Origin of the sequence: Hymenobacter artigasi, from assembly GCF_012275535.1 — a bacterium.
GTDB lineage: Bacteria > Bacteroidota > Bacteroidia > Cytophagales > Hymenobacteraceae > Hymenobacter > Hymenobacter artigasi.
In genome coordinates this window covers 66,902-91,303 of record NZ_JAAVTK010000010.1, presented here as the reverse complement: position 1 = coordinate 91,303, position 24,402 = coordinate 66,902, and the positions used below count along the sequence as shown (strand labels likewise).

General features: G+C 62.1%; 18 protein-coding genes and 3 tRNA genes. 14 read left to right on the top strand and 7 right to left on the bottom strand.

Annotated features, from left to right (window positions below; genetic code table 11):
* Positions 1-237 precede the first annotated feature (237 nt).
* The 4 genes from HBN54_RS16040 to HBN54_RS16025 form a co-directional block, all read right to left on the bottom strand.
* A complete protein-coding gene (locus HBN54_RS16040; RefSeq protein ID WP_168674231.1) occupies positions 238-1,755 on the bottom strand; it encodes a T9SS type A sorting domain-containing protein in 1,518 nt (505 codons plus the stop codon).
* A 293-nt stretch (positions 1,756-2,048) separates the two neighbouring features.
* Positions 2,049-2,122, bottom strand: a tRNA-Arg gene (locus HBN54_RS16035).
* A gap of 19 nt (positions 2,123-2,141) precedes the next feature.
* A tRNA-Pro gene (locus tag HBN54_RS16030) sits at positions 2,142-2,215 on the bottom strand.
* A gap of 80 nt (positions 2,216-2,295) precedes the next feature.
* Positions 2,296-2,383 (bottom strand) — tRNA-Ser (locus HBN54_RS16025).
* Between the two features lie 230 nt (positions 2,384-2,613).
* Here HBN54_RS16025 and HBN54_RS16020 point away from each other — a divergent pair.
* The 11 genes from HBN54_RS16020 (at position 2,614) to HBN54_RS15970 (ending at position 18,260) form a co-directional block, all read left to right on the top strand.
* Positions 2,614-3,594, top strand: coding sequence for a VWA domain-containing protein (locus HBN54_RS16020; protein ID WP_168674230.1), 981 nt, complete (start codon positions 2,614-2,616; stop codon positions 3,592-3,594).
* Positions 3,591-4,598 (top strand): hypothetical protein, encoded by a 1,008-nt coding sequence (locus tag HBN54_RS16015; RefSeq protein ID WP_168674229.1) that lies wholly within the window; start codon positions 3,591-3,593, stop codon positions 4,596-4,598. The genes HBN54_RS16020 and HBN54_RS16015 overlap by 4 nt, the downstream gene beginning before the upstream one ends.
* A gap of 154 nt (positions 4,599-4,752) precedes the next feature.
* Positions 4,753-5,940, top strand: coding sequence for an acetyl-CoA C-acyltransferase (locus HBN54_RS16010; RefSeq protein WP_210428084.1), 1,188 nt, complete (start codon positions 4,753-4,755; stop codon positions 5,938-5,940).
* Positions 5,941-6,161: 221 nt separating this feature from the next.
* Positions 6,162-7,610: a toxin-antitoxin system YwqK family antitoxin gene (locus HBN54_RS16005; RefSeq protein ID WP_168674228.1), complete on the top strand. Its 1,449-nt coding sequence runs from the start codon at positions 6,162-6,164 to the stop codon at positions 7,608-7,610.
* 579 nt (positions 7,611-8,189) lie between these two features.
* Positions 8,190-10,727 (top strand): TonB-dependent receptor domain-containing protein, encoded by a 2,538-nt coding sequence (locus HBN54_RS16000; protein ID WP_168674227.1) that lies wholly within the window; start codon positions 8,190-8,192, stop codon positions 10,725-10,727.
* 261 nt (positions 10,728-10,988) lie between these two features.
* Complete coding sequence (locus HBN54_RS15995) at positions 10,989-11,453, top strand: transposase (protein WP_168674226.1); 465 nt, start codon at positions 10,989-10,991, stop codon at positions 11,451-11,453.
* 85 nt (positions 11,454-11,538) lie between these two features.
* Entirely contained in the window at positions 11,539-12,957 is a 1,419-nt protein-coding gene (gene hisS / locus HBN54_RS15990) for a histidine--tRNA ligase (protein ID WP_168674225.1), read from the top strand.
* Between the two features lie 237 nt (positions 12,958-13,194).
* Positions 13,195-14,688, top strand: coding sequence for a histidine ammonia-lyase (gene hutH / locus HBN54_RS15985; RefSeq protein ID WP_168674224.1), 1,494 nt, complete (start codon positions 13,195-13,197; stop codon positions 14,686-14,688).
* A 76-nt stretch (positions 14,689-14,764) separates the two neighbouring features.
* On the top strand, positions 14,765-16,759 hold the full coding sequence (locus HBN54_RS15980) for a T9SS type B sorting domain-containing protein (protein ID WP_168674223.1): 1,995 nt from the start codon (positions 14,765-14,767) through the stop codon (positions 16,757-16,759).
* 120 nt (positions 16,760-16,879) lie between these two features.
* Entirely contained in the window at positions 16,880-17,218 is a 339-nt protein-coding gene (locus HBN54_RS15975) for a YbaB/EbfC family nucleoid-associated protein (RefSeq protein ID WP_168674222.1), read from the top strand.
* Complete coding sequence (locus HBN54_RS15970) at positions 17,208-18,260, top strand: glycosyltransferase family 2 protein (RefSeq protein ID WP_210428083.1); 1,053 nt, start codon at positions 17,208-17,210, stop codon at positions 18,258-18,260. Before HBN54_RS15975 ends, HBN54_RS15970 begins: the two co-directional genes overlap by 11 nt.
* A 64-nt stretch (positions 18,261-18,324) precedes the next feature.
* Here the strand turns inward: HBN54_RS15970 and HBN54_RS15965 are convergent, their stop codons facing one another.
* Positions 18,325-18,543 (bottom strand): PspC domain-containing protein, encoded by a 219-nt coding sequence (locus HBN54_RS15965; RefSeq protein WP_168674221.1) that lies wholly within the window; start codon positions 18,541-18,543, stop codon positions 18,325-18,327.
* Positions 18,544-18,705: 162 nt separating this feature from the next.
* Here HBN54_RS15965 and HBN54_RS15960 point away from each other — a divergent pair, with 162 nt between their 5' ends.
* Positions 18,706-20,514 (top strand): tetratricopeptide repeat protein, encoded by a 1,809-nt coding sequence (locus HBN54_RS15960; protein ID WP_168674220.1) that lies wholly within the window; start codon positions 18,706-18,708, stop codon positions 20,512-20,514.
* Positions 20,515-20,657: 143 nt separating this feature from the next.
* On the top strand, positions 20,658-21,671 hold the full coding sequence (locus HBN54_RS15955; RefSeq protein ID WP_262888286.1) for a pyruvate dehydrogenase complex E1 component subunit beta: 1,014 nt from the start codon (positions 20,658-20,660) through the stop codon (positions 21,669-21,671).
* A gap of 70 nt (positions 21,672-21,741) precedes the next feature.
* Here HBN54_RS15955 and HBN54_RS15950 read toward each other — a convergent pair whose 3' ends face one another.
* Entirely contained in the window at positions 21,742-23,145 is a 1,404-nt protein-coding gene (locus HBN54_RS15950) for a hypothetical protein (RefSeq protein ID WP_168674218.1), read from the bottom strand.
* A gap of 157 nt (positions 23,146-23,302) precedes the next feature.
* Between HBN54_RS15950 and HBN54_RS15945 the strand changes: the two genes are divergently transcribed.
* The gene (locus HBN54_RS15945) at positions 23,303-23,875 is read left to right on the top strand and encodes a DinB family protein (RefSeq protein ID WP_168674217.1); all 573 of its coding nucleotides are present in this window, start codon (positions 23,303-23,305) and stop codon (positions 23,873-23,875) included.
* Between the two features lie 65 nt (positions 23,876-23,940).
* On the opposite strand, the gene HBN54_RS15940 is transcribed toward HBN54_RS15945, so the two are convergent.
* Complete coding sequence (locus tag HBN54_RS15940) at positions 23,941-24,369, bottom strand: acyl-CoA thioesterase (RefSeq protein ID WP_235955558.1); 429 nt, start codon at positions 24,367-24,369, stop codon at positions 23,941-23,943.
* Positions 24,370-24,402 lie beyond the last annotated feature (33 nt).

Sequence of the window (24,402 nt, the reverse complement as noted above, 5' to 3'; positions counted from 1 at the left end):
GAGGGCGGGATTAAATCAGGTCATAAAACCGCCCCACGGGCGGCTAGGTACTGAACACTCAAAAGTACATATTTAATCCCATTTTGAGTATTTTTTGCGCCATTTATCCTCGGATTTTTTCATTTTTCCAACCGCAAAAAACGGGTTTGTGGCCGGCTCCGACACAGCCGCTGTGCGGGCACAAAAAAAGGGCCTTTCTCCGCGGAGAAAGGCCCTTTTTCGAAAGCAATCTGTCAGTTAGTCAATCACAACCTTCTGGGTAGCCAGGCCAGCGTCCGTGCGGATTTGCAGGGTGTACACGCCGGTTTTCTCGCCGCTCAGGTCGAGGCTGATTTTGCGCGCGCCGATGGCGGCCGCGTTTAGGGTCTGCGACTTCACCAGGCGGCCCAGGGCATCGGAAACGGTGAGCTGTGCGCCCGTTTTCAGCTCCGAACCCAGGTCCACGTTAAACACGCCGGAAGTGCTGGGGTTGGGGTACACGTTCAGCGCGCTCTGCAGGGCCGCATTGCGGGTAGCCGTCACGGTGCGCGAGTATTTGTACACGCCGCCTGCGCCGTTGGGGTCAGTGTAGAGGCCGCCGTAGCCTACTACGTTGTTAGCAGTAGCGCCGGGAATCAGGTCCATGCTGAAGAAATAGCCAGGAGCCGCCAGCGTAGTACCCGAAACGTTGAGGTTCGTCCAGTTCACGCCATCGGTGCTGATGGAAGTACCAAAGTCTTCCGGAACCTGATTAGTGGTAGGCAGGGGGAAACGCGCACCAGTGCTGTAGTAGGTATTACCCACGGCATCAATGGCGTTGCGGAAGAAGCTGCCAGTGGCATTGTTGGCCGGCGTAATGGCCGTCCAGGTAGCGCCGCCGTCAGAAGTACGGGCCACGTTGAGAGCTGTGATAGTGGCTGCCGCTCCCGAGCCAACAACAGTGAAGCCATAAGCAATACCATCGAGGTTGTTGCTCTTGAACGCCAGTTGCGACACCGCTCCTACAATATTCGGAATCAGCCCCGAAGCCGTCCAGGTTTGGCCGAAGTCAGTGGTTTTGAAAATGCGTACCTGCGCGGCTTGGTTCGACGAGGCCAGCCCGGTCCACAGGGTGCCAGGAGCTGAATTTGAAGCGAAGAAGGCGCCTGCGTTGCCGTATTCGTTCGCCAGCGGGGCCGGTACGTTTGCCGTCACCCGAACCCAGTTTTCACCGCCGTCGGTGGTGCGCAGAATTTCAAACGTATTGCCGGTGGCAGCCGCCGGGTCACCCAGCGACACGCCCGTGGTAGCGTTGAACATGTGCACCCAGTTGCAGAAGGTGTTGGCTCCCGTAAACTGCGAGGCCGTGGTTTTCTTAACCCAGGTCTGTCCACCATTGGTGGTCTTCACAATCTCGCCACCGTAAGTGGTAGCACCATCAAAAGTGGAGCCCGGATAGGCGCAGGCAACTGCAGTAGTGGCACTAATCCCGGAAACATTACCGACGGTGGCACTTTTAGTCGGGCCACTGGTCACCGAAATATCGCCCCAGTCGAACTGGTCACCCGCGGTATTGTTGCTGCGGATAAAATTTCTTGGAATGGAAGCCGGAGCACCGGTGGCCACTCTATCAGAGGTTACGCCCCACACCACGGTTGCCGAGAGCGTGCTGAGGTCAACGATATTGGACTGCGTCAGGATGTTGCTGGTGGGAGCATTGACAAGCGTCCAGGGGGCTTGCGCATTGGCATGACCGGCAAATCCGAGCAGGCCCAAAAAGAGTAATGATTTTTTCATGGAAACGGGGTGAAAATTGAGGGGGTAAAGAGTGTAAAAACGGGTGGTTGAGGCAAACAAGTAACTACGCGTAGGCAGTCACACATCAAATGAAGTGTTTGTTTTCGGGGTCCAAGATAAGAAACGTTGCCGATTTCACCGCATAAATAACGGATGAGCTTAGGGAAAACTGGCGTTGGCAGGGTCCTTCCGGATTCACTTGCGGGGCGTCGTTGCCCTGGTCAGCTTTCGGACTGAGGCGATGGACCGGAAATGCAAAAGGCCCTCCCCGGGATGGGGAAGGCCTTGTACAGTGGCCCCGTTTGGATTCGAACCAAAGACCGACTACTTAGAAGGTAGTTGCTCTATCCAGCTGAGCTACGGGGTCGAAACGGGGCAAAAAAATGTCGGGGTGGCAGGATTCGAACCTACGACCTCCTGGTCCCAAACCAGGCGCGATACCGGGCTACGCTACACCCCGAAAAAAAAATAATGTTGAGTTAAAAAAACGACTTATTGGGTGGAGCCCCAACGAGCTGCTTTCGCAACCCAACATTATAGTGGAGAAGGGGGGATTCGAACCCCCGGTAACCTTTAGAGCTACGGCAGTTTAGCAAACTACTGGTTTCAGCCACTCACCCACTTCTCCGGCTGTTGTTTTCGCTTCCGTCTGAAGCGGGTGCAAATATACGGGCAGAACTGAAAGAGCCATGCTTTTATTAAAAAAAATCTGTGCGCAGCGAAAAGTGCTGGGCGCGGCGCGGGCCCCTTCCCCAACTAAATCAGGCCGTTGGACTCCTGATTTGGACTAGCTGCTGATTGCAGAAAAATGAGCGGCCCGGCCGGGCGTAGTAATATTGATGCTCATTTTGACCAAACGTGCTAACCTGGGCTTATCCTGATTTTGTAGCGGCAATGCTGGTCCTGGCCCTGGTGCTGGGCCTGCTGGGCTGGCACTGGCGGCGGGGTGGCCGGCTGGCGCACCTGCTGGGCAGCCGGCCGCGCCAGCGCGGCTGGAAGGCCGTGCTGCGCCTGGCAGCGGGTGGGCTGCTGCTGGCGGCCGGCCTGGGGCCGTCGCTGGGCGTGAGCCAGCGCCCGGTGCGCACCGCCGGCAAAGACGTGTGGCTGCTGGTGGATGTGTCGCGCTCGATGGATGCCACCGATGTGGCCCCTACCCGCCTGCTGCGCGCCCAGGCCGAGCTGCAGGACTTGGTGGCGCAGTTCCCGGCTGACCGGCTGGGGCTGGTGGTGTTTGGGGCGGAGGCGGTGGTGCAGTGCCCCCTCACGTATGACCAGGCGGCTGTGCAAACCTTTATTGCGACGCTGCGCACTAGCCTGCTGCCCGCCGGCCCCACCACGCTACAAGCACCGCTGGAGCTGCTGTTGAGCCGCCTGACGGTGGCCCCCAGCGCCGGCAGCCCTGCCCCACCCCGCGCCACGGCCCTGGTAGTGGTGAGCGACGGCGAAGACTTTGGCGAGAACCTGGAGCCGACGCTGCGGGCCTTGGGACGTACCGGGGCCCGGGTATACACGGTAGGCGTGGGCACGGCGGCGGGGGGCAAAATCCCGAAAGGCAATGGCAGCTTCGTGGTAGATGGCCGGGGGCGGGCCGTGCAAACCCGCCTGCGCGAAGGCCCGCTGCTGCAGCTGGCGGCCCAAACCGGCGGGCAATATGCCGAACTGACCAACCAGCAGAACGGATTTGGGCCGCTGCTGCGTTCGTTGCAGGCCATGCAGGGCACGGCCGAACAGGTGCGCACGGTGGCCGTGGCCGATAACCGCTACCGGTATCCGCTGGCAGCGGCGCTGTTGCTGCTGGCGCTGGACGTGCTGCTCACCGTCACCATTATCCGGCCATGAAATACGCGGTGCTACTATTACTCGTGCTGGGCGGCCCGGCGTGGCACCTGCTGACGGGCGTGCGCGACCGGAACGTGGCCGTGGCCGACGCCACGGCCGCCTACACCCATGGCAATGCGGCGCGTGCGGCGCAGAAGTTTGCGGCGGCCATGGCGGCCCAACGCCAGAAAAGCCCGGACCCGCGCCTGGTGCTCAACTTAGCGCACGCCCAAGTGCTGGCCAGCCAGCCGGGGGCCGCGCAGGCTACCTATGGGCGTTTACTGGTGGGCACGCCGGCCCGCCTGGGCAGCATTGCGCGGCAGCAGCTGGCCGTGCTGGCGGCCCAACGGGGCGAGCTGGCGCAGGCCCTGAGCCTGTTGCGGCAGGCGCTGCTGCTGGACCCTGCCAATGCCGGGGCACGGTTCGATTACGAAACGGTGAGCGACTACCTGACGCACCGGCCCAATAGTCCGCAGATTTCGGCCCCGCCCAAAGCACCGGCTCCTGCCAAGCCCAAGGACTCGCCCGAAAAAGATTCGACGGAGAAAAACAAGCCGGCTGAGAAAGCCGGCACCGACCGTAAAGGCGAAGTTGATGACAATAAGCCGGCCCCGCCCTCCCCGACTGCGCCTCAGGCCAGCCGGCCCAACGCAGCCGGCCAGCCGGACAACCAACGCCCCGCCGAAAGCCCCGGCAACGCGGCCAACGGCGGCCGCGCCCCCGGTGCCGGCCCGGCGCAGCCCGTGGCCAGCGGCGCAAGGCCTGGCCCCCAGCGGGGGCTGGACCGCACCAGCGCCACGACCGGGCCAGCAGCCGGGAGCCGCAGCAACCGCCCCGGTGCTGACGCTGCCACGGCTGCCAACCTCAGCCTGCAAACCCAGCGCGAACGGTTGCAGGCCATGAGCCTGAGCCCGGCGCAGGCCCGCCAGCTGCTGGAAACGCTGCGGGCGCAGGAGCAGCAGTATTTGCAGCAGCTCACGCGCCCGGCCGCGCAGAAGCCAGACCCCAGTAAGCCGACGTGGTGAGCCTTTTAAAGCATCCATTATCAGGGAAGTCAATTGCTCTCGCAACTCGCGGCGGCTAACAGCTGTTAGGCAAGCCACTGGTCGGGGCGTTTGAAATACGTACTTTTGCGGCCAGATTCAACATCCCACCCCCAACCCTTTCATTTTCCTGATTATGCAGATTAAAGAAGTTGTCATCATCTCGGCGGTTCGCACGCCGATTGGCTCGTTTGGCGGCGTTTTGTCGTCGCTGTCGGCCACGGAGCTGGGGGCTATTGCCCTGAAGGGCGCGCTCGACAAGGCCGGTGTGGCCGGCTCGGAAGTGAACCAGGTGATTATGGGCAACGTGATTTCGGCCAACCTGGGCCAGGCTCCGGCCCGCCAGGCCGCCAAGAAAGCCGGCCTGCCCGATACCGTGGAGTGCACGACCGTGAACAAGGTATGCGCTTCGGGCTCGAAGGCCATTATGATGGCCGCCCAGAGCATCATGCTAGGGCAGTCGGACGTGGTGCTGGCCGGTGGCATGGAGAGCATGAGCAACGTGCCCTACTACCTCGACAAGGCCCGTTTCGGCGCGAAATATGGCCACGGCCAGATGATTGACGGCCTCGTGCGCGACGGCCTGTGGGACCCGTACAACGACTACGCCATGGGCAACGCGGCCGAAAACACGGCCAAGGAAATGGGCATCACCCGCGAGCAGCAGGACGCTTTCGCCATTGAGAGCTACACCCGCAGCGCCGCCGCCGCCAAGGCTGGCAAAAAGAAGGATGAAATTGTGCCCGTTACCATCGAGAGCCGCGGTAAAACCACGGTGATTGAGGACGACGAGGAGTACCTGAAAGTTGATTTTGCGAAAGTCCCCGGCCTGAAGCCCGCCTTTATCAAAGAAGGCGGCACCGTGACGGCTGCCAACGCTTCGACGCTGAACGACGGCGCGGCCGCCGTGCTGCTGATGAGCCGCGAGAAAGCCGACGAGCTGGGCCTCACGCCTATTGGCCGGATTCTGGGCTTCGCCGATGCCGAGCAGGCGCCGGAGTGGTTCACGACTTCGCCCTCGCTGGCCATCCCGAAGGCGCTGAAAAACGCCGGTAAAACGGCTGCCGATGTGGATTTCTACGAAATCAACGAGGCTTTCTCCGTAGTAAGCCTGGCTAACAACCAGCTGCTGAAGCTGGACGGTGGCAAGGTGAACAAGTACGGCGGGGCCGTAAGCCTGGGCCACCCGCTGGGGGCCTCGGGCGCGCGCATTGTGACCACGCTGATGAACGTGCTCAAGAACGAGGGCGGCAAAATCGGCGTGACGGGCATCTGTAACGGCGGCGGCGGTGCCAGCGCCATTGTGGTCGAATCACTGGTTTAGACTGATTAACCGTGATTGCGCTGTTTTTTTTGATTGGTGACAGGCGCGGGGAAACGGTCAATTGATTCCAGAAAGAGCCACTCCAGATTGGAGTGGCTCTTTCTTTGTTAGGACAAAACGGCACCGCGCGATAAAAGAGCAAACGAAATGCCCGCGCTTCGCCGTTAACACCCTGCGGTTAATCAGTGAAATCACGGTTAATCAGCGAAAATCAGTGATTTATGAAATACCTGTTGCCTTTTTTTCTGCTGCTCGTAGCATTTCCCTCCCACGGCCAGCGGCTGCGCCGGCTTATTACCTACTTTGACTCGACGAAAGTGTACAAGCGCGAGGTGTACACGGCCCTGGTGGCGGCCGATACCGTGCCGCAGGGCTCGTACAAGCGCTTTTACCGCACCGGGAAGCTGGAGCAGCAGACCAGTTTCCGGCAGGGCAAACGCGACTCGGCCTACGTGGAATTCCATCCCAGCGGCACGCGGCGGCTGGAGGCAACGTACCGCGACGGCGTTCGACAGGGGCCATTTACCACGTATTATGACGATGGCAAGCCGGCCCAGACAGGTTTCTTTGTGGACGACGAGCCCAACGGCGAGCTGACCTACTTTCACCCCGATGGCTCCATCCGGCTGAAAACCACGCTAGTGAAGGGCCAGCCCAATGGGGCGCTGCGGGCCGTGTACCCCGACGGCAAGGTGCAAGCCGAAGTGAACTACGACAGCGGCCAGCCCAACGGCGCGGTGAAATTCTATTACCCCAACGGCGTGGTGCAGAGCGAGGGCGTGTTTACGCGCGGGCTGCTATCGGGGCCCTACATCACGCGCTACCCAAACAATCAGATTGAGGTGGAGGTGCTGGCCGACAAAAACGGCCGGGGCCGCTACCGCAGCTATTACCAGAGCGGCAAGCTGCAGACGGAGAGCACCTACGCTCCCGCCCCACTGGCCCAGCGCCCGGTCAAAAACCAGCTCGGCGACGACCTGACCAAGCGCGTGATGCCCCCCACCGGCACCACCGCCCTCGACGGCCCCGCTACCAGCTACTTCGAGAGCGGCCAGGTGAAAAGCAAGCTCACCTATCGCAACGGCACCCCCACGGGCAAAGGCGTGGAGTACTTCGTGAGCGGCAACCCGCACGAGGAAACCGACTACAGCAACGCTGGCCGGGACCGTAAAGTAGTGCGCTATCAGGATGCGGCCGGTAAGGTGGTGCAGGCCGAGGAACAGTACAAGAACAACCGCCCCGCCGGTACTTGGCGCGACTATTACCCTGATGGCAAGGCCGTGCGCAAAGCCGAAACCTACGGCCCCAGCGGCCGCCTGGTAGGCGACCGGATTACCTACTTCGAGAATGGCCAGGTGCAGACCCGCCAGCCGTATCTAAACGGCTTCCTGGGCGGCGTGGGGCAGGAATACTTCCCTTCGGGCAAGCTGCGCAAGGAAACCACCTACGTACGCAGCCAGATTCAGGGCCCGTTTAAAGAATACCGGGAAGATGGCACCCTGGCCGTGAGTGGGCTGTACCGCAACAGCCGCCAAAGCGGCGTGTGGACGTATTTCAAGGAAGACGGCACCTCCGTGGACCGCACCGTGACCTACCGCAACGGCCAGCTGGTGACCGACCCCATCCGGCAGCCCAAAGCCAAGCCCCGCCCGCCGCTGAAGCGGAAGTAGCGCAAGATGTTTAGCCCCAACGAGGCGGCGTATCGGTAGTAAATACGCCTATATTTTTTAAAGCCCCAGCGGGGCGGTACTCGTTGCAACGAGTACCGCCCCGCTGGGGCTTTGTTGTTTTCCACTTTTCAGATTTGCTACCGGCATGTCGCCCCGTTGGGGCTCAATTTGATTCCTGTATCCAGATTTTGAGTTGCTTTCAAGCAACCCGGGCAACCGCTGGAAGCGAACCGGCATCTACCAATCCGAACCCTATTCCTCCGCCACGGCTGCGGTGGCCCGTACACCAGAATTATTTTTCTGACGCTTACAGTTTGAATTTCAGTTGGTAACAATTTCAAAAGCTTTGCTTAACAGAAATTTATTTCACCAGTACCTTGCGTTACAAAGTACCTGCTTTACATTTGTTCCATACAACGCCCAGTAGCTGCCGTCAGCGTGTACCAAAGACGACCTGCTACCTGGCGGTGATTCTCACTCACCGGGGATTCGGGCCCCGGACCCCTCAACCCCCAGCGGAACCGCGGCCGCTGCCGGACCTGAGCCGCCCCTCGCCCGACCCCAACTTTTCGCTGCACCATGAAAACCCTTTTCACTCCACTCGCTTCGTTCGCTTTTAGCCGCCTGCTGCTGGGCACGGCCACGTTATTACTGCTGCCCCTGGGGGCCGCGCTGGCCCAAACCGCCGGCCCCGGCCGCGTGAGCGGTAGCCTGGTAGAAGCCGGCACCGGCCAGGCCGTGCCCTTCTCCGATGTGCTGCTGCTGCGCTCGGCTGATTCCACCTTCGTAGCCGTGGCCCAGACCACGGAGCAGGGCACTTTTAAAGCCGCTTCGCTGCCGCTGGGCACCTACCTGCTGCGGGTGCAGGACTTGAACTACGGCGTGTTGCGCCGCCGCTTCACGCTCACGGCCGCCGCGCCGACGCTGGAACTTACCGGCCTGAAAATGAGCGCGGCCACTGCTACCAAGTTGAGCGAAGTAGTGGTGACAGGCGAGAAAGCTGCCGTGGTAGAGGAGCTGGGCAAGCGCGTTATCAACGTAGAAAAGGACCTGGGCAGCGTGGGCGGCACGGCGGCCAACGTGCTCCAGAACGTGCCCTCGGTGAGCGTGGACGTGAACGGCACGGTGAGCATGCGTGGCACCTCGAACGTGACCATTCTCATTGATGGCAAGCCGGCCGGCGTGAGCAACGGCGGCACCGGCGGCCCCCGCCTCGACCAGATTCCGGCCTCGCGCATTGCCCAGATTGAGGTGATTACCAACCCCTCAGCTAAGTACGACGCGGCCGGTGGTGGTGGGGTTATCAACCTCATTACCAAGAAAGAAACCCGCAACGGCACCAACGGCACGGCCGCCTTTAACCTGGGCACCGCCGACAAGTACAGCGGCAACCTGAGCCTGAGCCGCAAAGTGGGCAAAGCCACCTGGACGGCCAGCTACGACGGCCGCGACGTGACCTACCGCAGCCACGGCCACAGCGAGCAAACCGCCCTGCTCGGCCCCGGCGAAACCATCCGCACCACGCAGCAGGGCGTGGGCAGCGAAACCCACCGCAACCACGAAATGCGCGTGGGCGTGGAGCTGGAACTGCCCAAAAATCAATCACTGAGCCTGAATGTGAGCCCCAACCTGGAGCGCAACCTGGAAGGCGAAAGCCAGGACCTGACCCAGCAAACCAACAACGGCCCGGTGCAGAAAACCATTGGCCGCCAGGACCTTGATGTGAAAGTGAAAGTACTGGAAACCGACGGCAACTACCGCCGCACCTGGGACGCCCACAAGGGCCGCGAACTCACGGCCAACTTCGGCAGCGTGATAGTTGATGCCAACGTGCCGGTGGTGCAGCGGCAATACGCCGAGGCCGGCTCGGTGGGCGTGCCGCAGCCCGGCACCCGGCAGCTGCTGGCCCTGCTGGCCAATGTACAGTACGGCCAGGTGGACTACGTGCACCCGCTGGCCGACGGCAAAGGCCGCCTAGAAATGGGGGCCAAAGTAGAGCGCCAGGGCAATAAAGGCAGTAATTCCTTCGGCTATGCCACCAGCGAAGCCCGCCCCGACGACTTCCAGAACGACCCCGCCCGCTCGCTCACCTACACCTCCAACCAGATAGTGCCCGCCGCCTACGTGACCGCACAGCACAGCTTCGGCGACAAGTGGAAGGCCCAAGCCGGCCTGCGCTCCGAGTACACCTATCTGAGCGGCAGCGTGGTAGGCGGCGAGGGCATTGCCCAGCGCGGCAGCCTCAGCCAGAACTACTTGAGCTTCTTCCCATCGGCCCTCATCAGCCGGGAATTTGGCAAGGAAGCTGGCCAGAACCGCTTGCAGCTGAGCTACGCCCGCCGCCTCAACCGCCCCAACTTTATGCAGCAGCTGCCGCTAGCCATTTACCAGGACCCGCGCAGCTACCGCCTCGGCAACCCGCGCTTGCAGGCCGAGTTCAGCAACAACATTGAAATGGGCCACCAGCTCACCATCGGGCAGGCCACCATCACGAGCACCGCGTTTGCCCGCATCACCACCAATTCCATTCAGCGCCTGCGCTTTGTTGATACGCTGGCAACTCGTTTGGCCGGAGCCGGCGCGGGCCTCATCACCGCCGAGACCTACGACAACCTGGGCACCACCACCAACCTCGGGGCCGAGTTCAGCCTCAACCAGCCCCTGGCCAAATGGTGGCGCCTGAATGCCAGCACCAGCCTCTACCGCGCCCAGATAGCCGGTAATGGGGTTGCCAACAACCGCACGGCGTTCATCGCCACGGCCCGCCTCACCAACAACTTCACCATTCGCCCCACCCTCGATTTGCAGCTGAGCGGCAATGTGCGCTCGGCCCAGCTCACGGCCCAGGGCCGGCAGCTAGCCTCGGGGCAGGTTGACATAGCCCTGCGCCAGCGCCTGTTTTCCGACCGTGCCGCCCTCACCCTGCGCATCGCCGACCTGCTGAACACCCAGCAGTACCGCAACGAAATTGCCACCGATGCGCTGAGCAGCTACCGCTACAGCAAGGACGAAAGTCGTGTGGGCTGGCTGGGCTTCACCTGGTATATCGGTGCCAGTAAGGCCAAGCCGGGCCGCATCGAGGCCGCGCCCCAGGGCGGTGGCGGCTTCGGCGGCTGAGTTTAATTTCTTTGTTTGCCACCCCGCTTTTCTCACCTTCTTCTTTCTGCGAAATGCCCCGTCGTCGGTTTGGTCCGGCGGCGGGGTTTTGTGGTTTTCTGAACTGTAGGGGCGGGGCCTGCCCCTGCCCGTCGTTGAACGGAATCGTTGCCACGACAAAATATTTCTGCAACTACATAAAAACGGCTCTGGCGTGCTTACTTCACCGTTCAATGACGGGCGGGGACAGGCCCCGCCCCTACTTTGAGTTGCCCGTACCAAATGAAACCTGACTCTGAGCGCCGCAGCATTCGTTATGAGGGTTATGATTACAGTATGGCCGGCTATTATGCCCTGACCATTTGCGCCCGAAACAAAACCCACTTGTTTGGCAGCCTGGTTTCCGGCGAGACACTCCAACCGACCATATTGGGCCGTATTGTTGCCGACGAACTCACGAACATAACCGTTCGCTTTCCTACCGTTCGCGTCGACACCAGCGTTGTTATGCCCAATCACCTGCATTTGATTCTGGTGCTGACCCGCAACCACGCGGTGGTGCTAGGCGAAGTAATCAGCGACTTCAAATCGGGCTGCTATACCAAGTGGCGGCACCAACTTCTGGCTATTGACCAGCCCGCCCCACCCTCGTGCTGGCAAAGAAACTACTACGACCGCATAATCCGCAATGCGGCAGAACTGGAAGGTTACCGCAAATACATCCTCGATAATCCTAGCCGGTGGTAGTTCAACGACGGGCGGGGACAAGCCCCGCCCCTACACCGTTCGGGATTACCACGCACGTTCGCGCAGCCCCTACCTTTGCCCCGTTATGCAAAAACCGAGTATTCCCAAGGGCACCCGCGACTTTGGCCCCGCGCAGGTGGCGCGCCGCCGCCACATTTTCAACGTAATCCGCCGCACGTTCGAGTCGTTTGGCTTCGCGCCGCTGGAAACGCCAACGCTGGAGAACCTCTCCGTGCTCACAGGTAAGTATGGCGACGAGGGCGACCAGCTCCTGTTTAAAGTCCTGAACTCCGGCGATTTCGCCAAGGACGTAACGGCCGAGGACCTCGCCACCGGCTCGAAAGCGCTGCTGCCAAAAGTGGCCGAAAAGGGCCTGCGCTACGACCTCACCGTGCCCTTCGCCCGCTACGTGGCCATGAACCGGGGCACCCTCACCTTCCCCTTCAAGCGCTACCAGATGCAGCCCGTGTGGCGCGCCGACCGCCCCCAGCGGGGCCGCTACCGCGAGTTTTATCAGTGCGACGCCGACGTGGTGGGCACCGATTCGCTGCTCTGCGAAGCCGAAATTGTGCTCATGATTGCCCAGGTGCTGGGCGGCCTCGGCCTGCACGACTTCACCATCAAAATCAACCACCGGGGCGTGCTGCGCAATATTTACCAGGCGCTGGGCGGCGAGGGCCGCGAAACGGATTTGTTCGTGGCGATTGATAAGCTCGATAAAATCGGGCGCGACGGCGTGACTAAAGAATTGCTGGAGCGCGGCTTTTCGGAGCCTACCATCGAAACGCTGTTTGCCCTGCTCACGGTGGAAGGCACCTACGAGGAAAAACTGCAGCGCCTGCTGGCCGGCTTCGTGACGGCCGGCGTGGAGCCCGATGGCGCCCGCCCCAACGCCGCCGACGAAGACATTGCCGCCAACTACCGGGGCCTCACGGAGCTGGCCGAAGTACGCGACCTGCTGGTGGCATCCGGCTTCAAGCAGTTCGACCGGCTCGAATTTGACCCCACTCTGGCGCGGGGCCTCTCCTACTACACGGGCTGCATTTTCGAAGTCAAAATCAACAACGTGCAGATGGGCAGCGTGAGCGGCGGCGGCCGCTACGACAACCTCACCGGCAGCTTTGGCCTGCCGGGCGTGTCGGGCGTGGGCTTCTCGTTTGGTGTGGACCGGCTCTACGACTGCCTGGAAGCGCTGGACCTGTTCACGGCCACAGCCGAAACACCCACCCGCTGCCTCATCACGCATTTCGACGTGGCCAGTGGCCGGGCCGCGCTGCCCCTGCTGGCGCAATTGCGCGCTACTGGCATTCCCAGCGAACTATACCCCGATGCCAAGAAGCTGGGCGTGCAGTTCAAATACGCCGATGCCAAGGGCATTCCGCTGGTCATCATCATGGGCCCCGAGGAAATAGCGGCCGGCGTGGTGAAGGTAAAAATCATGCAGAGCGGCGAAGAAAAGCTGCTGCCCTTGGGCGAAGTGGTAGCGGCCCTGACGGTGGAATAGCCGGAGCTTGCACTGAACGATAAACTCCCTTTTTTAAGGAGGGGACATTTTCGCGTCAGCGAAAATTGGGGTGGTGAAGTCGTTGAACGATGGCCCAGCGACGAACGCCCGCATCGTTTCGCCATCGTTCAACGAGGGGCACCACCCCTGTTATCGCTGCGCGAAAACTCCCCTCCTTAAAAAAGGAGGGGAGTTTTTTTCGTTCTTTGCGGCCCCCAACTTCACCACCCACCCTAAATGCCCACCCACACCATTTCGCCCGCGCAGCCCCTCACCCTGGCCGCGCTGGCCAAGCTCATCGCCGACGGTCGCCCCGTAGCCCTCGGCGACGATGCTCGCCAGCAAATCGCCGCCTGCCACGACTACCTGCACCAACGCCTGGCCCACGACGACCAGCCGATTTACGGTATCAACACCGGCTTCGGCTCCCTCTATAACGTGAGCATCGCCCCGCAGGAGCGCGCCCAATTGCAGGTTAACCTGATGATGTCGCACGCCTGCGGCACCGGGGCCGAAGTGCCGCAGAACCTCGTGCGCCTCATGCTTTTTCTCAAGGCCCAGAGCCTGAGCTACGGCCACAGCGGCGTGCAAATGGCCACCGCCGAGCGCCTCGTGGCCATGTACAACCGCGAGATGCTGCCCGTGGTGTACGAGCAGGGCAGCCTGGGTGCCTCCGGCGATTTGGCCCCGCTGGCCCACCTTTGCCTGCCCCTGCTGGGCCTGGGCGAAGTCAACTACCAGGGCTACCGCCTCAGCGCCGAAGACGCCATGAGCCTTTTCAGCTGGGAGCCACTGAAATTGCAAGCCAAGGAAGGCCTGGCCCTGCTCAATGGAACCCAGTTTATGCTGGCCTACGCCGTGGATGGCGTGCTGCGCGCCCAGCGTCTGGCGGCGGCCGCCGATGTTATCGGGGCGCTTTCGACCGAAGCGTTTGGCGGCTGTTCCGCCCCGTTCAATGAGCACCTACACCGCATCCGGCCCCACGCGGGGCAGGTGCTGGTGGCCAGGCGGCTGCGCGAGCTGCTAACTGGCTCCGAGCTGCAAACCCAGCCCCGCCGGGCCGTGCAGGACCCCTACTCCTTCCGCTGCCAGCCGCAGGTGCACGGCGCGAGCCGCGACGCGCTGGCCTACGTGGCGCAGGTGGTCGAAACCGAGTGCAACTCCGTGACCGACAACCCCAACATCTTCCCCGACGAAGACCTGATTATCAGCGGCGGCAACTTTCACGGCCAGCCGCTGGCCCTGGCCCTCGACCACCTGGCCCTGGCCGTGGCCGAACTGGGCAGCATCTCGGAACGAAGGACTTACCAGCTGATTTCGGGCCAGCGCGGCCTGCCGCAATACCTCGTGGCCGAGCCCGGCCTGAACTCCGGCCTGATGATTCCGCAGTACACCGCTGCTGGTATTGTGAGCCAGAATAAGCAACTCTGCACCCCCGCTTCGGTGGACAGCATTGTGAGCAGCAACGGCCAGGAAGACCATGTGAGCATGGGGGCCAACGCCGCCACCAAGGCCCGCCGCGTCATCGAAAACGTGGAGCAGGTACTCGGCATTGAATTGATGACGGCCGTGCAGGCGCTGGCCTTCCGCCGCCCCGGCCGCAGCTCCGAGGCCCTGGAGCGCGTGGTGGACGCCTTCGGGCAGGAAGTGAAATTTGTGGTGCGCGACCGGGTCCTGTACCCGGATTTACATAAAGCCGCCGCCTTCGTCCGTAAGTTTGACTGGCAGTAAGGGTACTGGAAATGCCACTATCGGCGTTTCTTTATGGGAGAAGGGTGCTGCCGCCCTACCTTACGAGTGCTGCCCTATGAAGCTGGTGAACCGCTGTTTTCTGCTGCTTTTCTTGTTGCTGACCGCCCAGGCGGTCCGGGGCCAGCCCTCGTGTGCCACAGTACCCAACGACCCCACCGCTTTTTCCGCTATCGACATCAATGGCTCCCCGGTCACGGCCTTCTGCGTGGGCCAGCCGGTGCGGTTTGTGCACACCGACCCCACCGCCGACTCCAGGGTGCTGAGCTATGGGGTGCTGCCGGGCGTGGGCACCACGTTTACCACCTCTACCCCCCGCTGCTTCCCGCCCAACTACCTGCCCTACAGCTACACCCCCACGCTGGCCGATGTGGGCATGGTTACGGTATCGGAGCTGAATAACGTAATTGGCAATCCGATTTATTACTTCCGCGTTTACCGCGTCTACGATACCCCCCCTCCCGCCTTCACGGTTGCGCCCTGCCCCACCGGCCAGGCGCTGGTCACCATCACCGACGCGGCTTACGATACTTACAGCTACACTTTTCAGACGCCCACCGGCCCTATTGGGCCAAGCCCGATTATCCGTGGACCGGGCGTAATTTCCGTGCCGGCCGGGGCCACTTCCATCACCCTCACCGGCAAATACACGACCAACGGATTGTGCGAAAGCCGGCCCTCAGTGCAGCCCCTTACGCTGGCAACGGCCGTGGTTCCGGCCCTCACCAGTCTCACCCTCAGCAGCCCGCTGCCCGGCGGCGCGGCCACGCTGGCCGTGGGCAATTTGCCCGTCGGCTACCTCTACGCCTTGCAGGTCGATACCGGCAGCGGCTTCCAGAATGTGCCGAGCGTGCCCGTGCCGCCGGGCAGCACCAGCCTGAGCGTGCCCGGCGCGGCGGCAGGCCGCTACCGCATTGCTCGCAACGACTACTGCGGCACCAGCCCCGCCACCTCGCCCGCCATCGGCACCCTGAGCCTGACCGGCGCATCGGCCCGCAACCGCAACCAGCTGCTGCTAACCGACGCCGGCAGCCCGGGCACCAGCTACACCGTCACCCGCAACGGCACCGCCATTACTACCGTGGTGCCCATCAGCGGGGGGCTGGAGGATACCGATGTGCTCTGCGGCAGCAGGTACACCTACGTAGTAACGGCCACCCAGCCGGGCGGCGGAATAGCAGTTTCCAATTCGGTTGCCATCACCACCGTTTCGGCCCTGCCGCCGGCGCAGCCCCGGCTGGTGGCCAGCTTCAACCTCAATAATGTGGTGGTACTGACGCCCGTGCTGACCACGCCGGCCCTGCCCGCCGGGGGGTCGCTCCGCTACAGCCGCACGGCCGGCAGCGGCGCGCCCACCGATTTCGGTACTGTCCCCTCGCTGCGGGCACCCCGCGATTCCACCGAGTTGGCCCAGCTCAAAGCCAACCCGCCCTGCTACACCGTTGCCTTGGTGGATGTATGCGGCAATACCTCGCCCGCCAGCCCGGCCACCTGCCCGGCCATCCTCTCGGCCAGCGCCGCCGACCCCGACGGCAGCACCGCCGCCCTCACCTGGACGGCCTTCACCGGCCCCGACCCTATCCTGCCGGCCACCTACACCCTCCAGCGCCTCGCTGCCGATGGCTCCGTGCTGAGCACCCTGGCCGTGACGGGCACCAGCTACACCGACCTCACCCCGCCCACCGACCGGCAGGTGGTACGCTACCGCCTGCAAATTGGCGGCGCGGGGCTGCCGGTCGGCACCTTCAGCTATTCCAACCTGGCCAGCATCACGCGGCAGCTCACGCTCACCATTCCCACCGCCTTCACGCCCAACGGCGACGGCCTGAACGATGTGCTTGAAGTGAAGGGCAAGTACCTGAATGACTATACCTTCATAGTAGTAGACCGCAACGGCCAGGAAGTATTCCGGGGCACCCGGCGCAGCGAAACCTGGGATGGCACCATCAAGGGCCACGCCCCGGTGCTGGGGGCCTACGTGTGGCGTTTCCAGCAGAACAACGAAGACGGCAAGCCTTTTTCGGCCACGGGGGCAGTCACCATCCTAAAATAATCCGCCATCCGGCCACCACTTTTGCGGGTAATTTTAGCCGATAATAATGGGATAAGGCATCCTTTTCGGCCCAACCGCTGTTCACTAGCAACGGACAAACAATAACTGACAACTAGCAATATGGCATTCGACATCACCGGCATGATGGGCAAAGTGAAAGAGCTGCAGGACAAGATGCAGCAGGCCCAACAGGAAATCCAGCACATCACGGCCACGGGCGAAGCCGGCGGCGGCCTCGTGCGCGCCACTGCCAACGGCCACCGCAAAATCCTCAAGCTCGAAATCGACGAATCGCTCCTTACCCCGCAGGACCGCGACATGCTGGCCGACCTCGTGGTGGCCGCCGTGAACAAGGCCCTCGACGAAGCCGCTGAGCTGGCCCGCCAGGAACTCCAGCGCAAAACCAGTGGCCTGATGCCCAACGTGCCCGGCCTCGATTTGAGCGGTTTTGGGGCCTAATACTGCGGCCCCGGCCGGCGCCTGCGCCGACGTGGCCATCGTCATCCTGAACTGGAACGGGGCGGGCTTTCTCGCCCGTTTCCTTCCCGGCGTGCTCGCCCATGCCGACGGGGCCCGCGTGATAGTGGCCGATAACGCCTCTACCGATGACTCTATTGAGCTGCTGGCCCGCGATTTCCCAACCGTGGAGCTGCTGCTGCTCGACCGCAACTGGGGTTTTTGCGAAGGCTACAACCAGGCGTTGGCGCAGGTCGACAGCGACTTTCTGGTGCTGTTGAACTCCGATGTGGAAGTCACCCTGGGCTGGCTGCGCCCCCTGCGCAGCTTGCTCGAAGCCAACCCGCGCATCGCCGCCGTGCAGCCCAAAATTCTGGCCCACGCCGACCCTACGCTGTTTGAGTACGCGGGCGCCGGTGGCGGCTACCTCGACCGCCTGGCCTACCCCTTCTGCCGGGGCCGCCTCTTCGATACCCTCGAAAAGGACCTGGGCCAGTACGACGACCCGCGCCCCGTGGCCTGGGCCACCGGGGCCTGCCTCATGGTACGCCGGTCGGCTTGGCAAGCCCTGGGCGGCCTGGAACCAGCCTTTTTCGCGCACATGGAGGAAATCGACTTCTGCTGGCGGCTCCAGAATGCCGGCCACGAAGTCTGGTACCACGGCGGCAGCGCCGTGCAGCACGTTGGGGGCGGCACGCTGCACAAAACCAATCCCCGCAAAACGTATTTAAACTTCCGCAACGGCCTGGCGCTGCTCTACAAAAATGCCGCGCCGGGCGAGCTGTATGGCCCCATGTTCCAGCGCCTCGTGCTGGATGGCGTAGCCGGCCTACGGTTTATTGCGAGCGGGCAAGTGGGGGATTTCTGGGCCGTACTACGGGCGCACTTCAGCTTCTATGGCAGCTTTAGATACTGGCGAAAGAAGCGACTGGCGGCCCGGCCGCACCTGCGGGTGCGCGACAGGGCCGGCGTGTACAATGGCAGTCTGGTGTGGGCATATTTTGCCAAGGGCAAACGGCGGTTCAGCGAGTTAGGGCTGAAATAAAATGATGCTGCCCCAGCCTAAACGAGTTAAGCTGGGGCAGCATCATTTTATTTCAATCCAGTAATTACAAATCCCAAACCGTGCTGCGCTGCTGGCGCATGGCGCGCCGCACATTCATCCAGAACGCCCCGGCGAAATAAAGCACGATGGGCGAGCCAAACGTGAAAAACGAGGCATACACAAACGAGAGCCGGACGCTGCGGGTGCTGAAGCCCCATTTCCCGGCCAGGGCCGAGCAAAGGCCGAAAGACTGCGTTTCGAGGTAGTCGGTGAAGCGTTTCATGGGCGGTAGCGGCTAGCGAAAAACAGTTTCTCTGGGCTAAGATAAGGCATTGGGAGGGCAAGGGCAACAGGACGGGTGTAATTTTGCGCCTCCAAAGCCGACTAATTTCAGGACTTCTACGTTTGTAAGGGCGGTTTTTGTTTTCCCACCTCAGGTGTTTTAATGCGTAATTATTTGCGGCCAGTGGCCCACGGGCTGCTGGCAGCCACCGTATTTTTCTCGGCCTGCACCCTGCCCCGGGTGCTGAAGCAGGCCGAAGCCGGGCGCACCGTGGTGGCCCGCCCCGCCGTGCTCACGGCCTCGGGCGAGGCCGTGCCCTTCTCTGTAGAAGCCCGCGTGCCCGCCAACCACCTGCACAAAGGCGTGGCCTACGAGCTGCTGCTGCGCTACCGCTACGAGCACGGCCTGCGCGAAGACACCCTCGGCCGCATCACCTTCACCTCGGGCAACTATGTGTACGACGACGACCACAAGGGCCAGCTCCTGGCCACCCAAAAGTTTACCTTACCCAACACGCCCGGCCGCAACCCCGGCGAGCTGCTGGCCCACGCCCAGGTGCGTGAGTTGAAGAAAAACGGCAAAATCCTCCGTGCCCCCGCCGATGTGCGGGTGGCCCGCGGCATCGCCGACCCCGCCCGCCTTGTGGTGCGCGAAGACACCACCCTGGCCCTGCTGCCCGAGCGCGCCAACAATACCATGAGCGGCACCCGCGTGCTGCCCTTCTTTTTCGATGAGGACAAGTGGTTTATCCGGGGCTACCTGGGCACCAACGTGGCCGCCCTCGAAGACCTCATTGATGCCAACCAGCACACCCGGCAGGTGCTCATTATCGCCGGCCACTCGCCCGATTCTACTGATGCCCACAACCGCCTGCTGGCCAGCAAGCGCGTCCGGATGCTGCTCTACTACTACAAGCAGCGGGTGAAGAATTTCTCGTATCTCAATAAGAACGAGGAGATTCGATACGACACGCTGGCCTACGTGCGCAAGTGGGACACCCTCCTGCAAAAAGTCACGACCTCGGCCCTGAAAGCCGACCAGATTGACTCCGTCGTCACCATCATCAACGACACCAAAGGCACGTTCGAGCAGAAGGAAAAGGCCCTGCACCAGCTCACTTACTTCGATTACATCGAGCAGTACATCTACCCGGTGCTGCGTTTCGGCACGGTGGCCGTGACCTACACCGCCCCCAAGCGCTACGATTCGGAAGTGTACCTGCTCTCGAAAAAGATTGTAGAGAAGCAAGTTGAAACTGATGCGCTAACGCCCGAGGAACTGCGTTATTCGGCCACGCTCACGCCGCTACTAGCTGAGAAGCAGCGCATCTACGAAGTATCAGCCGCCAATACAAACAGCTGGGAGGCCTTCCACAACCTGGGCGTGGTGCTGCTGATGCGCGCCGAAAAAGAGCCCACCGATAAAATCCAGAAGGCCTATTACCGCCGCGCGGCCGTCAACTTCACGCTGGCCGCCCACCGCAACCCCACGGCCGAGTTCTTCTACCACGCCGCCACCGCCTACCACCGCGCCGGCGACCGCCTCGAAGCCCTCCAGAACTACGATTACGCCATCAAGCTGGGCGGCCCGCGCCCACTGCTGCGCAAAATTTTCTCCGACCGCGCCGCCCTGGAAATCGAAGTTGGCCAGCCCGATGAGGCCCTGCGCAGCCTGCAATACGCCGGCCCGAGCTATCAGAACGCCCTCAACCGCGCACTAATCGAAGTGGGCCGCGAGCACTACGAGCTGGCCCAGGAGCAGTACCAGGCAGCCCAAGCCCTGCGCCCCACGGCCGCCGCGCCCATTTACGGCTTGGCTGTGGTGGCTGCCCGCCAGAAAAACGAAGCCGCCGTGGGCACCCTCCTCAAGCAGGCCGTGGCACTGGACCGCACCTACGCCCAGCGCGCCGTGGAAGACCTGGAGTTTCAGGATTATGCCCAAGGCAAGGTGTTTCGGGAGGCGCTGAAATAGGGTATGAGGGTAAGAGGGTATGGGGGTAGGAGGTTTAGAGGGTGTGTATGTATAGGATGTAATAACTCCTACCCTCATACCCCCAAACCCTCATACCCTATAATTTGCCCAACGCCCGTGCTTGTCGTAGCTTTGCCCAACGGCTGAAAACCGGCTTTACCCTAAAGAAAACCATGCGTCAAATTCAATTCCGTGAGGCCTTGCGCGAGGCCCTGTCCGAGGAAATGCGCCGCGACCCGCGGGTGTTCCTCATGGGCGAAGAAGTGGCCGAGTACAACGGCGCCTACAAAGTAAGCCAGGGCATGCTCGACGAGTTCGGCCCCGAGCGCGTGATTGATACCCCGATTGCTGAGCTGGGTTTCGCCGGCATCGGCGTGGGCGCGGCGGCCAACGGGCTGATTCCCATCATCGAGTTCATGACCTTCAACTTCTCGTTGGTGGCTATCGACCAGGTAATTAACTCGGCTGCCAAGCTCTATTCGATGTCGGGTGGGCAATACTCCTGCCCCATCGTGTTCCGGGGCCCGACGGGCAACGCCGGCATGCTTAGCAGCCAGCACTCGCAGAACTTCGAGAACTGGTTTGCCAATACGCCCGGCCTGAAAGTAGTCATTCCTTCGAACCCCTACGACGCCAAAGGCCTGCTGAAATCGGCCATCCGCGACCCCGACCCGGTGATTTTCATGGAGTCGGAGTTGATGTACGGCGACAAGGGCGAAGTACCCGAGGAAGAGTACCTGCTCGAAATCGGCAAAGCCAACATCGTGCGCCCCGGCAAGCACGTCACGCTGGTGAGCTTCGGCAAGATGATGAAAATCGCCTACACGGCCGCCGATGAGTTGGCCAAGGAAGGCATTGAAGCCGAAGTAATTGACCTGCGTTCGGTGCGCCCGATTGACTACGACACCCTGGTTGCGTCGGTGAAGAAAACCAACCGCATGGTGGTTATCGAAGAGGCCTGGCCGCTGGCCAGCATCTCGGGCGAGTTGGCCTACATCGTGCAGCGCCGCGCCTTCGATTACCTCGATGCCCCCGTCATCCGCATCACCTGCGCCGACGTGCCCCTGCCCTACGCTCCTACGCTCATCGAAGCCTCGCTGCCCAACGTGGCCCGCGTGGTGAAAGCAGTGAAGGAAGTGACCTACGCCAAAGTGTAGGGTTGAAATATGGAAATTGAAAGGCCCCGTCAGCGAAAGCTGACGGGGCCTTTTTTTATTAGCTACTTCGCTAATCCTGCGGAGCCTCGCTCGGCGGGCGCAGTTGCCCCGCTGTGGCTTCTGATACATGCCAGCACCCCCACAGCCAGCCGGCCGCCACCGTCACCAAGGCTACCCGGCGCACAGGCGGGCCCAGCTCGCGCCACCACGCCCCCGGCTGCCAAGTTCCCGCTACCACCGTAAGCACCAGCAGATGCAGAGGCAGCAAAAACCGGCTTTCCATGAGCGTGGGCAACACCAGCAGGCACGGCAGCAGCAATGCTATCAATGCGCCTACTGCCATGGGTGACCAGGCCAAACGCCGGTTTCTCAGCCCGGCGGATATGGCCAGCCAAATGCCCAAACCGAGCAGCGCATAGTTCAGCAGCCGCAGCGCAGCTTGGCCCGGGGGCTGCAGCTGCCGGGGATAGGGCGTGGGGAAACGAATATCCAGGCCGTTGAACAGGTGGCGCAGGTAGAGCCCACTGGTGCTAATGGGCTGATGCAGCGCAAACTGCGCATACTGGCCATAGCTACCGAACCGACGGCCGGGCACGCCGGCCAGGGCACGCTGCCCAACGGAATCTGCATAAACCAGCGAGCGGGGGATTTCCGGAATCAAGCTCGATTCGTAGCGCTGGAACGCCGTGCCCCAGGTGAGCTGCTTCAGGTAGAGCGGCGCGGTACCGGGTTGCCCGGCCAGCACCAGCGGCGTGGGCTGCTGGAAATGCCGCAGATTAATTAAAAACTGCGGCAGCCACACCAGTGCCAAACCGACCGCCAGCGCCGCGCCACTTCGCCAAATAGACGAACCGGAAGCCGGCTGCGTATTCTTCCACAACAGCCACAGCACCCCCGGCACGCTGGCCAGGTAAATGGGCCGGATATTGATGGCCGCCGCCAGCAGCAGCCCGGCTACTGCGGCCCAGCCCCAGCCGCGCCGCGCCAGCGCCGCCAGGCTCAGCAGCAGCAGCGCCAGCGCCGGCACATCGCTGAGGGTGAAGCTGAAATAGTCGCGCCAGAAGATAAAAGACAGGCTGAGCAGCACCAGCCAGCGGCCGCCGCTCAGGGCCCGGCCCGTAGCTTGGGCCCATAGCTGCGGCAGGGCCACACCGAATAGCACGGCCGCCCAGCCCGCCCCCAGCACCTGCGCCCCGGTGAGCATCGACCAGCCCGTGAAATGGCATAGCAGCCGCGCCGGCAGCACCAGCAACGGCCCCAGGTAGCCCCGCATCGGCGCATCGAAAGCCAGCAGGGAAAACCCTCCGTTTTGCGTGAATTTCAAGGAGAATTCCCAGTATTCGGCCGCGTCGAAGCGGAACTGGCTCACGGTGTAGCCGCTCAGGGGCAGGTAGGCGGCGTAGAGGGCCAGCACGGCGAGCACCCGCCAGTGGGCAGGCCAAGGAGCCGAAAAGAATGTGGAACGAGTGGGCATGAGTGCCGCAAAACTAGGCACCGGCCGCAGCTTATGCGGCGCGCCGACGGCTATGCTCGGTCACCCGGCCCGAATCGGGCCGCGAAGCCAATCAAAATGTTGCCGTACCTTTTGCGCCCGCTCTGCCGTAAGGCTATTTTTCATCCTCCCCACCCGCATGAATCACCGCCTTCACCTCAAATTTGAACAGCTCGAACGGTCTACTGAGCGACTTTTGGCGTCGGCCGAGGCGCTGGGGCCGGACCAGAACAAGGCTCCCGCGCCGGGCAAATGGTCGGCGGTGCAGGTCGTGCATCACCTGCTTTTTGTTGAGGAGAACATCCTCAAATACGTCCAGAAAAAGCTCCAGGCGGAGGAGCTTTTGCCGAAGGTTGGCTTTTTTACAAAGCTGCGAGTGCAGTTTGTGCGCCTGATGCTACGTCTGCCGGGCCTCAAGTTCAAAGCGCCGCGCGGCGTGGCTACCCTCACCGATGCCGGCGAGCTGCCCACGCTGCCCGAGATGCGCAAGTCTTGGGAAGCCTCCCGCCGCCAGATGGAGCGGCTGCTCAACGAGTTTCCGAGCCGGCAGCAGAACCGGGCCGTGTTCCCACATCCGCGCTCGGGCCGCATCACCATCTATCAGGTAATAGAGCACTTGGTCGACCACCTGTTGCACCATCAGCAGCAGCTGGACCGCATCACCAAGGCCCTGCGACCCACTGCCGGGGTGCGGGCCGACGCCCAGGCCTAGCACCAGCCACCCAAAAGAAGCAGCCCCCGAATCGAGAAATTCGGGGGCTGCTTCTTTACACCTTTCTACTTCACCGGCACCTCATAGGCAGGCAGCTCGCGGAAAGCCGTGGCGAGTTCGGCGGGCGGGGTGGTAAGCTTGCGGCGGTCGAGGTCGAGCCAGGCCCCGTCGACGGCTACGGTGGCAGCCACGCGGCCATCGGCCTTGTAAATGGTGTGGGTGATGCTCCAGCGGGTACCGTCGTCGTTCACATTGCGCAAGCGGCTATCCACCCGAATTTCTTCGCCAATGTGTATTTCCTTGAGGAAAGTTGTTTCTTCGCGGAACAGGATGGGACCCAGGCGCAGGCGCGCAAATTCCTTGATATCGTAGCCCCACTCGGCCAATAAAACGAGGCGCTGGTCGGCGGCATAGTCGGCGTAGGCGGAATGGCGCATGTGGCCGTTCGGGTCCATATCGGCCCAGCGGGTGCGGTAGGTGATGGCGTTGGTCAAAATCAATTAAGAAGTAAGAATTAGGTTAGTGAA